Here is a 12,870-nt window from a genome sequence, read left to right on the forward strand (position 1 = left end):
CGCCGAAAGGAGTTAACGTATGAAAATCAGTAATTTTTCGATCAGAAGACCTATTTTTACATTAGTGACCATGTTCTTGGTCCTGATTCTTGGGGCTGTTTCATTGATGAGGATTCCGTTGAAACTGATCCCGGATATAAATCCGCCTGTTGGGGTAGTCGTGACCAATTACCAGGGAGCCAGTCCTGAGGAAGTTTTGGAAAAGGTGACGAAGCCTCTCGAGGCTAATTTGGCAACGCTGCCGGGAATCAAGACGATGACTTCTACTTCACAGGAAGGTGCCAACCTAATCCTGATGCAGTTTTCCTGGACAACCAATATTGATGATATCCAGGATGAGGTCATCCAAAGGCTGGATATGACCCCGATTCCGGATGATGCCAATGAGCCGAGATTCATGAAGTTCGACCCGTCTCAATTTCCAGTCATCCAGCTATCATTAAGCTCTGGCCAGGATGAATCTGCGTTAAGGGAGCTGGCGGAAGAGCTAGAACTGGAGCTTACCAAGGTCGAAGGAGTCGCTAGCGTCAATTTATCAGGTACATCCGTACAGGAAGTAAGGGTGGAACTTGACCAGGAAAAGTTAAAGAGCTATAAACTGAGCCAGTCCGATATTGTAGACCTGATCAGGGCTAATGATGTATCGATGCCTGGTGATACGATTTTGACAGATGGCAAAGAACTGACGACCAGGATCATCAGTAGTTTGGATTCATTAGATACGTTAAAGAACCTGACAGTATTCAACAATCCGATGACAAATGAGAAGGTCAAGCTAGATGATGTTGGAACTGTTGAGCTGCAAAAACAGGATGATAATACGATTACAAGGACGAACCAGACTCCTTCCGTACTGCTGAGTGTCCTGCAGCAATCGGATGCCAACACGGCAGAGGTTTCTGAAGCTTTTCTCGAAGAGTTGGAGACATTGCTTGAGCGTGATAAATTTGCTGGGATAGAGTCGGAGGTACTCTTTGACCAGGGAGATTACATCAAAATGGCAATCGGAAATATTTCAAACTCCCTGATTGTCGGGGGATTGCTAGCGATGGCCGTTCTGTTCTTCTTCCTTAGAAATGTGAAGAGTCCGCTAATCATCGGGATAGCGATTCCGTATTCCGTCATCTTTACCTTCGTATTGATGTTTTTTGCTGATTTTACATTGAATATCATGACCCTTGGGGGACTGGCACTCGGAATCGGGATGCTGGTGGATAATGCTATCGTCGTCATCGAAAATATATATCGCCATCTTTCAATGGGCAAGGATCCGAAAACGGCAGCAAGGGATGGAGCTAAGGAAGTAGGAGCTGCCATTACTGCGTCAACTTTGACGACTGTAGCAGTGTTTTTGCCAGTTGTCTTCATCTCTGGTATCATCGGCGAGTTGTTTACAGAGTTCGCTTTGACGATTTCATTCAGTTTGTTTGCTTCCTTGGTGGTTGCATTGACCGTTGTCCCAATGTTAGCCAGCAGGCTGTTGAAGGCGCCGAAGAAAAATCTCGAAGCGAGAAGGCAGCGTTCAGGCTCATTGAGAGGATTGGAAAAATCGATCAGGTGGGCACTTCGCCATCGATTCATTGTCATTCTGATCACTTTGCTGATGCTGGCAGGAGGCGGTTATGGAGTGACAACAGTTGGCACCCAGTTTATCCCTCCTACGGATGAAGGATTTTTCAGCATCAGGGTGAATCTCGAAAATGGAGCTGCTCTTTCTGAAACTCAAAAAGTCATGGCTGCTCTTGAAGATAAATTGAAAGATGAAGAAGAGGTCGATGTTTATGTAAGCCTGATTGGTACTACACAAGAGGCTTCATTCAGAGGCACGACGAATGCCAATGTCGGTGAATTGTATGTAAAGATGGATGAGCTTGAAGAACGGAAAATCAGCACCTTCCAGTTTGTCGATGATGTAAAAAAAGAGCTGGAGCAAGCCGCGGCAAATGCAAACAGCAGTGCTGAACTAGGTTTTAATTTGCAGTCCACATCCGGATCTGCTCCGAACACCCTGACTTTCAATGTTCGCGATTCCAGTGAAAAACGGCTGAATGAGTCTGTTGATAGAATATATGAATCCCTGAATGAGCTCGACGATGTCAATGAGCTGACTACAAGCCAGAATGATACTGTTGAGGAAATCCAGATTACCGTTGACAGGGAAAAAGCACTGGCCCAGGGACTGGCACCAGCGCAAATTGCCATGATTGTTAACAACGTAACTCGAGGGGATATGGCAACACAAATGTCCGGTGAAGATGGAGAAATCCTTAGTGTATATGTGGAATATGACAGTGAAGTAACCAAGAATATCGACGAGCTGAAAAAGCTTTTAATCAAGAAGCCTGATGGTAACTATGTTACCCTTGGCCAGGTTGCCAATATTGAAACCGGCAGCGGCCCGGTAAGAATCCAGCGGATCAATCAACAGGGTGCAGTTGAATTCACGATGAAATACAAGTCATCAACAAACCTTGGGGATATATCCAAAAAGGTGGATGAGAAGATAGAAGAGCTTGATTTACCAGAAGAAACTGAAGTCGTCTTCAGTGGAGATAGAGAGCTGCTCGAATCATCAATTGATGATCTTGTGTTGGCTTTCGTTCTGGCAATCATCTTGATCTATCTTGTAATGGCAGCCCAGTTCGAGTCACTGAAGTATCCATTTGTCATCATGTTCACGGTTCCGCTGATGGTAATTGGTGTCGCACTGGCGCTGACGGCAACGGGAACACCAGTAAGCTTGACAGTGGTTATCGGAATCATTGTGCTTGCAGGTATCGTTGTTAACAATGCGATTGTGATCGTCGATTATATCAACCAGAAGAAAGAGCGTGGTTTGATACCGCATGAAGCGATTGTCCTTTCGGTAAAAGACAGGGCACGGCCTATCTTGATGACGGCGTTGACGACCATTCTTGGACTTCTTCCACTCGCGCTAGGCATTGGGGAAGGAACTGAAATCAACCAGCCAATGGGAATTACGGTCATTGGAGGCCTGATCAGCAGTACATTCCTGACGCTGTTTGTCATTCCAGTGGTCTATAGTTTCTTTGACAAGGACTATCGAAGAAGAAATAAAATGTATGCGACACCAGATGGACACCTGGTACCAGCCTATCTGCTAAAAGAGCATACAGAATCAGATTATGAAACGGGAACAGAAGAAGGCCAGACATACTTCCAAAAGGGAAAATACACGAAAGAAGAAATGGCCGGCATGTTAGAAGAGCTCCTTCAGCGCGTAAAAGAAGAAGAAGATTCAAATCAGGATTTTAGAAGAAGAAGATAATGCGAGAGACCTGGCTGAGATTAGCCAGGTCTCTTTTTACGAAGGCATAGACCTCCTATAAAAACGAGGAACTATCTTGAAGTATTGCCCCCCCGTTATTTATCGTATTTTTCAGAATAGTCAGCAAAGCAATTGCGTATGCAGGCGCTTCCGTTTAAAATATAGCTAATTAACGGTGAGGAGGACATTCATGGAGTACGGGTACTTTTTTACAGGATTTCCTGGATTCATCAGCAACCAATTGATTAGAGAAGTTTTACGGAAAAATGATGGTAAAGGAAAGATTCATGTATTGGTGTTGCCTAATATGGTAGATAAGGCAGAGGCTGAGAGAGCAGCTATCGTTCAGGATTTTAGTCTGTCAGAGAGTCAGTTCGAGATTATTAAAGGGGATATTACAATATCAGGTCTTGCGATTGACCAAGAAAAGCAAGCGCAGCTTAAGTCAGCTGTAACGCATGTCTTCCACCTGGCAGCTATATATGACCTCGCGGTTTCAAAGGAAATTGCGTACCGTGTGAATGTGGATGGAACAAGGTTCGTGAATGCATGGGCGATGACCTTGAAAAACCTTAAGCGCTATACGTATTTTAGTACCGGATATGTTGCAGGCAAACGTGAAGGTATATTGTATGAAGATGAATTGATCAAGCCACCCGGTTTCAAAAACTACTATGAAGAGACCAAATATGAAGCTGAAGTCCTTGTGGAATCCTTGAAGTCAGAGATTCCTGTCACCATCATCAGGCCAGGGATTGTTAAAGGTCATTCAGCAACAGGAGAGACCATCAAGTTTGATGGCCCGTATTTCATCATGAATTTTATCGACCGCCTCAGCTTCATGCCATTCTTGCCAAAGCTAGGTAAAGGCGATACTGTTGTCAATCTTGTGCCAGTGGATTATATTATTGAGGCGACAACCTATTTAACCTTTGCTGATAAAGGAGCAGGAAAAACATATCACCTTACGGATCCCAAACCATACAAAGTGTCTGAGCTTTATGAAATGATGATGTACGAATTGTTGAAGAAGCAGCCAAAAGGTTCTGTACCACTGGCGCTGGCAAAAGGAGGGCTCAATTTCCGGGTGCTCAGGAGGTATCTTGGAGTTGAAAAAGAAGCGCTTGACTATTTTACATGGAGAGGTCATTTCGACTCATCCCAGGCACAGGATGACCTAAAGGATTCAGGGATCACATGCCCGGATTTCAAGGAAGGGATTGCGGCTATGGCGGCTTTCTATCGAGAAAATAAACATAAGACTCAATACCAAATAAATATTATATAAAACTTTAAATTATTGGCAGGTGAATGAACGTGCATTCAGTTGAAGAAGTGCAAAAGATGTCGGTTGTGGCACCAGCGACAGGTGAGGTTATTGCCGAAATCGAGGAGACGCCTGTCCATGAAGTCCCGTTCTTCTATCAAGAGGCGCGGAAGGCTTTTGGTACCTGGAGCACTCTTGCCATTTCTGAGCGTACCGGATATTTAAGAAAGCTGAAGCAGCTGATGGTCGATGAAATGGATGAAATAGCGAAAATCATCTCAGATGATACGGGCAAGGTATTGACCGAGTCAATTGTGGCTGATATCATGCCGACACTTGATGCAATCGATCATATAATCAATCATGCTGAAAAGGTTCTTAGCAGGCAAAAAGTTAAAACACCTTTATTGCTTATCGGAAAAAAATCCTTTGTTGAATATATGCCGCGTGGTGTCGTACTTGTAATATCACCCTGGAATTATCCGCTGCAGCTGGCGATGGTGCCGATGATCAGCGCTCTTGCAGGAGGTAATTCTGTCATCCTCAAGCCATCAGAGGTAACTCCGCTGGTTGGAAAATGCATCGAAGACTTATTTCAGCGCTCAGGATTTCCGGAAGGAACTGTTCAGGTGGCTCATGGCGGCAAGGAAGTTGGTGCTGCTTTCACTTCGGGGAAGCCAGATTACATCTTCTTTACAGGCTCTGTCCGTACAGGGAAGATTATCCAGCAGCAGGCTGCGAAGGATTTGATTCCAACAACTCTAGAGCTCGGCGGCAAGGATCCGATGATTGTATTTGAAGATGCCAACCTCGATAGAGCAGTTAAGGCAGCTACATGGGGGGCTTTTACAAACAGCGGCCAAGTTTGTATGAGCGCTGAACGGTTATATGTGCAACGATCAATATATGGTAAGTTCCTTGAAAAATTGAAAAAAGAAGTCGATTCTCTTCAGCTGGGAAATGATATAGATTCAGATGTTGGGTCAATGACTTTTCCAGCCCAGAAAGACGTGGTGAGAGAACAGCTGGATGAAGCACTGAAACAGGGAGCCAAATTGGTAACCGGATTGAAACCTTCTGATTGGAAGGAAGACATGTTCCTGCCGCTTACCGTCATTACTGAAGTCGAGCAAAACATGAAAATCATCCAGGAAGAATCTTTCGGCCCATTGCTTCCTGTGGTCCCATTCGATACGGAGGAAGAAGCAATAGCATATGCTAATGGAACCGTGTATGGATTAAATGCCAGTGTCTGGACCCAGGACAAAGCGAAGTCGCGTCGTGTCGCTTCCAAACTGGTTTCCGGAGCTGTCGTCATCAATGACGTGCTTATTACTGTAGCCAACCATGGTCTTCCTTTTGGGGGAACCAAGGAAAGCGGCATTGGCCGATATCATTCTGAGGCAGGTTTAAGGATCTTCTGTCATGAAAAAGCAATCATGGAAGACATGGGCTTTATGAAATCTGAAATCCAATGGTATCCGTATAAAGGTAAATATCCTTTGTTTCTGAATTTATTCAAAAGCTATTTTGCCGAGAAAAGAGATTGGCTAACTTTTGCTAAAAACTATATCGCCCTTCTAAAAAGTAACAAATAATATTCAACCGTCCCGGTACTAGGGGCGGTTTTTATTAATTTAGCCACAAATGCCTATTCAGTTTCTTTGTGTATCATTTTTAAGAAACTTGGATTAAGTAATTCTTACGAAATATATTTAACAATTAACTGGAAAAATGATAATTCGAAGCACAAATTGGACAATCTAAAACAAGTAGCAAAATGCGCAGAAAAACGTAATTCCAGGTGATGTTCTTTAGACACTGTGGAAAAACGAGCATTCATAAAGGCACCAATAATAAGACTAAAGGATGAAACGTGACGTGGCGATTAAAAAGAACTTAACCAAACTAGAAGCGGTAATGTGGAGCATCGCACTGCCAGGGTTTGCCCAGTTACTGACGGGGAACCTTGTAAAGGGCATTTTATTTGTCCTGCTTGAGTTCCTTGTTAACGTTAATAGTAATTTTAACAAGGGAATAATGTATAGCTTCCTTGGGGAGACAGAAAAGGCCATGCATGTCCTGGACTATCAGTGGCTGATGTTTTATCCATGTTTATATATGTTCGCCATGTGGGATGCGTATAGAAGCGTAATGCCGGAGGAAGAGAAAATCACCTTTTTGCCATTTGTGTTCTCAGCATATTTTGTAACAGTTGGTTTGATGATATCCCCGAAGGTTAATATATTTGGACTGTTTCCAGGGCCAGTTTTCCTTCCAATGCTTTTTGTCATTCCAGGAGTGATTACCGGATTCTTGATCAGGAAGTTATTACTTAAGTTTTATTACAACTAGAATACATATTGCAATAAATAATTTCTTTATGGGGGAATTCATAAATGTGATTTGTTCCCGGTGATGTGATCTATTATGCGGAATATACCAATAAACGGTACAAAATGGAAAAGCTCAGCTTCGAGTCGCCATTACTGTAATTTTTTTGAAAAGCTAAAATCCCTTGTAAAACCTTATATATCAACATTATTCTTAACACTTCGGTCATAGTTTGACTGAAGTGTTTTTATTTTTTTCTAAAAAACCCCCATAACATAGTAAGCGCAAACGTAACTTTGTAGTGATTAAAGCGGCCGCTCCTAAAAACTTACGAGGTGAACTGAGAATGAAGAAACTTTCTAACCAAGAGATGAAAAAAATCGCCAAGAGTACATTGGCTTTAGTGCTTGCTGGAACATTTACATTTTCGCCAGTTGCAATGGCAGAAGAGAACAATTCTGAAGTTGAAACGGTGGAACTGCAAAATGTCAGCCCTGAGGAGCTTGAACAAGCAAAGACACAGGTCGATGAACTTGAAGAAATTAACCCTTCTTTGATTCCTGGTGACTTCTTCTACTTTGCTAAAATCGCACTTGAGAAAATCAGGCTTGCTTTTACAATTGATAATGCTAAAGAAGCAGAATTGCTTGCTACATACGCATCAGAACGCCTTCAAGAGGCAAGTGCTTTGTTCGCTGAGGGGAAAGAAGAAGAAGCCCTTGAAGTAATCGAAGCTGCTGTACAATACATGGAATCTTCACAGGATATTGTGGATGAAGAAGGTACAAAGGAAGAGGATGCCGATTCTGAAGAAGGATCAGAAGTGGAAGATGGTGCAACCTCTGAAGAAGGAACAGAAGAAACAGACCAAGAAGAAACAGATTCAGAAGAGTCAACTGAAGATGGCGAGGAGCCTGCCGATGATGTAGTCGCTGAAGAGCCAGCGGAGGAAGACGCGGAAGAAGGGTCTGAGGAAGAAGACGTTGTAAGTGAAGATCCTTTCGAAGAAATCGAAGGAATGCTCAGACAGAATATCATTGCATTGAAAGCTGCTATGGAACACGTTGGCAATGACAATGCAAGAGCACAGCTTCAAAAGAACATTGACAAAACATACGCTAAGATGGCAAAGAAATTGGCTAAATTAGAAGAAAAGTATGCTGAGAAGCCTGTTGAAGAAGAAGAAACAACTGAGCCAGTAGAATTAGAACCAGTGGTTGAGTCAGATCTTCTGCCTGCTGATGAAACACCAGTTGTTGAAGAGCCTGCTGAAGAAACAATGCCTGTAAATGACGACACAGCTGTAGTACCGGTAGTATCACCAAAAGCTGAAAAAGAAAAAGCTAAACAAGAGCGTAAAGCACAAAAGGCTGCTGAAAAACAGGAACGCAAGGAAGCTAAACAGCAAAAGAAAGAAGAAAAACACCAGGCTAAGCAAGATAAGAAACAAGAAAAGAATTCAAAGAAACATGAAAATAAAGGCAATGGAAATGGCAAAGGTAACGGTAACGGAAAAGGTAATGATAAAAACTAATCCATAAAGAACAATAGACTCGAAAAGGTAGCCTTATGTGGCTATCTTTTCACTGCCTAACCACAGAAAGATAAATTGACAGTCATGATATAATGTGGGGAGGAAAGAGGTGAGGCTATTGCTAAGTTTATTGTTCATGGCAAAGAAAAAGCGAAGACCACTGGAAGAAACTGTAGAGAAAATCCACCAGGGGGATGCTGCTTTAAGAGAAGAATTAATTGATTCTTATAAGCCATTTATCGCGAAGACTGTTTCGTCTGTCTGCAAGAGATACATACATGAATCGGACGATGAATTTAGCATTGGTCTCATCGCATTCAATGAGGCAATCCAAAAATATTCATCTGAAAAAGGAAATTCATTATTAAGTTTTGCAGAAGTCATGATTAAGCGGAGGGTCATTGATTATATCCGACAGCAGAGCCGGAATCAAAACCTCAGCTTCAATATATCAAACGATCCAAATGAGGAAGAACAGCAAAGATCGACCATTGAGGATGAGCTTTCTCTTGATGATTTTCGTAAAAAGACAGAACAGGAACTAAGAAGAGAAGAGATCATCCAATTCCAAGCAGTATTAAAAGACTTTGATTTGTCTTTCCAGGATTTGCTCGAACAGTCTCCTAAGCATGCGGATGCCCGCAAAAATGCGATGCTGGTTGCAAAATCAATGGTTGAGAATGAGGAACTAAAGAATTTGCTCCTGGAAAAAAAGAGGCTGCCAATCAAGCAATTGGAAGACATGGTCAAAGTCAGCAGAAAAACCATAGAGAGAAACAGAAAATATATTATAGCTATTGCACTTATTTTAATTGGGGATTATGTATATTTAAAGGATTATATTAAAGGGGTGTTAGAGACATGAGAAAAGGGGTTATCCTTGAAATCAATGATCTTTACCTAACATTGTTGACCCCCGAAGGCGAGTTTTTACGGGCCCGAAAGCTTCAACAAGATTATCAGGTAGGAGAAGAAATTCATTTTTTTCCAGAAACGCTAACTGTTAAAAAGAAAAGAATCAATCTATCGTTTTTAAATAGCGTTAAGGCAAGGAGTATTGCGCTTGCAGCAGTATTTATGATTGCCATGACTGCGCTAGTTCCTACGTACCAAAACGGACAGGTTTACGCATATATGTCCATTGATGTAAATCCAAGCAATGAATTGGCAGTCAATGATGATTTAAAGGTCCTTCGTATGAAAGGGTATAATCCTGAAGGGGAAGAAATCATTAAGGAATTAAAAGACTGGAAAAAGAAAGATGCAGCTTTGGTTGCAGAGATGGTCATTGAGGAAATCAAGGATGAAGGTTTCTTAAAACAAGAAAAAGACGTTGTCATCGCGACTGTTCATAATAAGAAAGCTAAAGAATCTGTGGACCAAAAACTTGAAAAGAAGATATCAGAAATAAAAAAATCAACACAAATTGATAATTTGAATCTTAAGGTGATGGAAGCAACAATTGAAGACAGGGAAAAGGCACAAAAGCAGGGTGTTACAACTGGCGTATACAAAGAAAAGCAAAAGGATACGCTGAAGCCTGCTGGTAAGCCGGATGAAAAGGAAAAAGCCAAACCAGAGCCTGGAAAGAAAGATCCTGTCCCTACTGTTGTCCCACAGCCTGAAAAGAAGGAACCACCAGGTCAGGTGAAGAAAAAAGATCCTCAGGTTCCAAAAGAACCAAACAAGGAGGAACCGCCTGCACAAGATAAAGCCAAAGGAAATAAAAGTTCCGGAAAGAACGGTAATGGCCAGGGTAACAACAAGAATTGGCAGGGTAACAACAACAAACATGCTGATAAAGGCAATAGCCATAAAAATGGTCAAAGCAAAAAACAATATAATGCTGAAAAAAAGTCTAACAACCAACAAGGCCCCAGAAGTGACAACAGGGGGCAATCCGGGAAAAATAAAGACAATCCTGGAAAGAAATAATTAATTTTAAAAGTCCGGAATTTAATCCGGACTTTTTTCCATGTTCATATTCAATTGTTTATGGAGATAGTGGATATGCTATATACAATAACTACTCCAACAATTTATTGCTGGTTTTGACCAGACATCTGCGCCTGGGCTTGCTTAACAAGGCGTTTAGTGATTTCTCCTCCGACTGAGCCATTTGCTCTTGATACTGTATCGGATCCAAGATTCACTCCAAATTCCTGAGCAATCTCATATTTAACCTGGTCCATGAACTGTTCAACGCCAGGAACCAGCAATTTATTTGAATTACGAGCCATCATTATCAACTCCTCTGTTAGTATACAGAGAAAAATTTCTCTGTATAGATAGTTTGAGCATTGCAGGTAAATTCATAAGTGGTAATCTTTTATACTTTTGGATAATGTTTACCTGATTTCTGGTACTATTAAAGCTCATCGGTGGTGTTAAACACTGTTGATTCATGCAGAAGGTAATATGGATGGATGGAAACTGCAAGAAAGTACTTTATTAATCATATGATATTCTTTATCATAGGTATGTAAATGAATCAGGGCTGAAAGGAATCAATTATGTGGATTAATATTAGAAGAAGGTTGAACAAATTATCTCCTGCGCAAATTATCGTAGCTTATTATTTGATTGCGGTAATTGTCTCGATGAGCTTATTAAGTTTGCCTATTGCCATACAGCCCGGGGCAAAGTGGTCTTTCATGGATGCGTTATTCACTGCCGCAAGTGCTGTCAGTGTTACTGGACTTTCAGTAATAACGGTACGTGATACTTTTACTGTACCGGGAATCTTTATCCTCATGTTCGTCCTGCAGTTCGGCGGGATTGGTGTCATGGCGCTTGGCACATTCTTCTGGTTAATTATAAGGAAGAAAATTGGGCTGAAGGAACGCAGATTAATCATGATGGACCAGAACCAGACTTCTATGTCAGGGCTCGTGAAGATGCTGAAAGAAATTCTGGTCATTATCGTCATAATTGAATTAATTGGTGCACTGCTATTAGGAATATATTTCTTAAAATACTTTCCGACATGGCAAGAAGCATTTCTTCATGGTTTGTTTGCATCTGTCAGTGCTACAACCAATGGAGGGTTTGATATTACCGGAGCTTCACTGATCCCGTATGCACAGGATTATTTTGTAGTTACAATCAATATGCTATTGATTACTCTTGGCGCAATTGGTTTTCCTGTGCTGGTTGAATTGAAAAGCTTCCTGTTCAGAAGCAAAAAAAATGGTCCGTTCCGTTTCTCACTATTTCTTAAGATTACTACTCTTACTTTCCTTGGCCTCCTTATTTTCGGAACCGTTGCAATATGGGGACTGGAATATAATCATTTTTTATCCGATAAGTCTCTGTTGGATTCATTCTTTTATGCTTTCTTCCAGTCCACGACAACCAGAAGTGGTGGTTTGGCGACAATGGATGTGAATGATTTTACTGACCCTACATTATTCCTGATGGCAGCTTTGATGTTTATCGGGGCATCACCGAGTTCGGTCGGCGGAGGAATCCGAACAACAACTTTTGCGATAAATCTCTTGTTCCTTTACCACTTTGCGCGAGGAAGGCGTGCAATCAGGGTATTTAACAGAGAGTTGCACCAGGATGATATAATCAAGTCTTTGGTTGTTTCCATCATGGCTGTACTTATATGTTTCTTTGCAGTCCTTATTCTAATGGTTACAGAGAATCAATCACTATTGGCAATCATTTTTGAAGTTGCATCTGCTTTCGGAACAACAGGCTTATCTATGGGCATCACTCCAGAGCTTTCGGCGATCGGAAAAATGGTCCTAATAATATTGATGTTCATCGGAAGAGTTGGAGTCATATCCTTCTTGTTGATCATTGGCGGTAAAACAGAAAAAGAAAGCATCCATTATCCAAAGGAACGTGTGATAATTGGTTAATGGTTAATATCAAAAAATCCGGGCTACCCCGGATTTTTTTTATTTTACTATTTAATGATTTTCTTCGAAGTATGCCTGGCTCTCATCGTCGCAGTGTGCTTATATTAATCCTGGCCTTTGCTCACATCTTTTGTAGGGTGCATGAATGGATAGGCTTTTGGCTTTCTTTTTTCCTCGAGAAGATCCCTGTTTTCAGCTGTGTTCCACCCTATATCATTAGTAGGGTGTACCCACTCATCGCCAGCCATGACTGCTGGATCAGTCTCGTCAGTCCAATTTTCAAGCGGTGAGTTTTCAGATGAGTAAAGACTGTCTCCGATGATGACTCCATGCTCGTTCTTGAATGGAGGTTTCATTTCTATACCAGTATCTTTAAAACTCGGAGCATTTATTTGATGAGGCATGGTTTCCTCGATATCCAGTGGTTTTAGTTCCCGATCTTTTTTTGCCATTTCAGCTCCTCCTTTTTGAGCTTATTTTTTGTCATATGCTGAATTTTATTAGGGAGTTCCTTTTGTAAAATTAGGTAATCAAATCAGTACATAGCAAATCGCCGATTGAAAAAAATAGTAATATG

The 12,870-nt window shown here is 41.6% G+C and carries 10 protein-coding genes; 8 read left to right on the forward strand and 2 right to left on the reverse strand.

The genetic code is table 11. The features are described from left to right. The first annotated feature begins 19 nt into the window (after positions 1 to 19). The 7 genes from CD004_RS06245 (at position 20) to CD004_RS06275 (ending at position 10,359) form a co-directional block, all read left to right on the forward strand. A complete protein-coding gene (locus CD004_RS06245; protein ID WP_102261971.1) occupies positions 20 to 3,289 on the forward strand; it encodes an efflux RND transporter permease subunit in 3,270 nt (1,089 codons plus the stop codon). 190 nt (positions 3,290 to 3,479) lie between these two features. Next, positions 3,480 to 4,577, forward strand: a complete 1,098-nt coding sequence (locus tag CD004_RS06250; RefSeq protein ID WP_102261972.1) for an SDR family oxidoreductase — start codon at positions 3,480 to 3,482, stop codon at positions 4,575 to 4,577. 29 nt (positions 4,578 to 4,606) lie between these two features. Next, entirely contained in the window at positions 4,607 to 6,154 is a 1,548-nt protein-coding gene (locus CD004_RS06255; protein WP_324782638.1) for an aldehyde dehydrogenase family protein, read from the forward strand. Between the two features lie 271 nt (positions 6,155 to 6,425). Then, positions 6,426 to 6,911, forward strand: a complete 486-nt coding sequence (locus tag CD004_RS06260) for a hypothetical protein (RefSeq protein WP_102261974.1) — start codon at positions 6,426 to 6,428, stop codon at positions 6,909 to 6,911. Between the two features lie 325 nt (positions 6,912 to 7,236). After that, complete coding sequence (locus CD004_RS06265; RefSeq protein ID WP_102261975.1) at positions 7,237 to 8,424, forward strand: DUF5667 domain-containing protein; 1,188 nt, start codon at positions 7,237 to 7,239, stop codon at positions 8,422 to 8,424. Between the two features lie 118 nt (positions 8,425 to 8,542). Then, positions 8,543 to 9,289, forward strand: a complete 747-nt coding sequence (gene sigI, locus CD004_RS06270) for an RNA polymerase sigma factor SigI (RefSeq protein ID WP_102265014.1) — start codon at positions 8,543 to 8,545, stop codon at positions 9,287 to 9,289. Continuing rightward, positions 9,286 to 10,359, forward strand: coding sequence for an anti-sigma factor domain-containing protein (locus CD004_RS06275; protein ID WP_102261976.1), 1,074 nt, complete (start codon positions 9,286 to 9,288; stop codon positions 10,357 to 10,359). Before sigI ends, CD004_RS06275 begins: the two co-directional genes overlap by 4 nt. 104 nt (positions 10,360 to 10,463) lie before the next feature. On the opposite strand, the gene CD004_RS06280 is transcribed toward CD004_RS06275, so the two are convergent. Continuing rightward, a complete protein-coding gene (locus CD004_RS06280) occupies positions 10,464 to 10,664 on the reverse strand; it encodes an alpha/beta-type small acid-soluble spore protein (protein WP_102261977.1) in 201 nt (66 codons plus the stop codon). Positions 10,665 to 10,937: 273 nt separating this feature from the next. On the opposite strand from CD004_RS06280, the gene CD004_RS06285 reads away from it, so the two are divergent. Then, the gene (locus CD004_RS06285) at positions 10,938 to 12,293 is read left to right on the forward strand and encodes a TrkH family potassium uptake protein (protein WP_102261978.1); all 1,356 of its coding nucleotides are present in this window, start codon (positions 10,938 to 10,940) and stop codon (positions 12,291 to 12,293) included. A gap of 104 nt (positions 12,294 to 12,397) precedes the next feature. Here the strand turns inward: CD004_RS06285 and CD004_RS06290 are convergent, their stop codons facing one another. Beyond that, positions 12,398 to 12,745 carry a DUF3905 domain-containing protein gene (locus CD004_RS06290; RefSeq protein ID WP_102261979.1) on the reverse strand — a complete coding sequence of 116 codons (348 nt, stop codon included), beginning with the start codon at positions 12,743 to 12,745 and terminating at the stop codon, positions 12,398 to 12,400. Positions 12,746 to 12,870: the final 125 nt, after the last annotated feature.

The sequence above is a fragment of the Mesobacillus jeotgali genome (assembly GCF_002874535.1).
GTDB classification, from domain to species: Bacteria; Bacillota; Bacilli; order Bacillales; family Cytobacillaceae; genus Mesobacillus; species Mesobacillus jeotgali.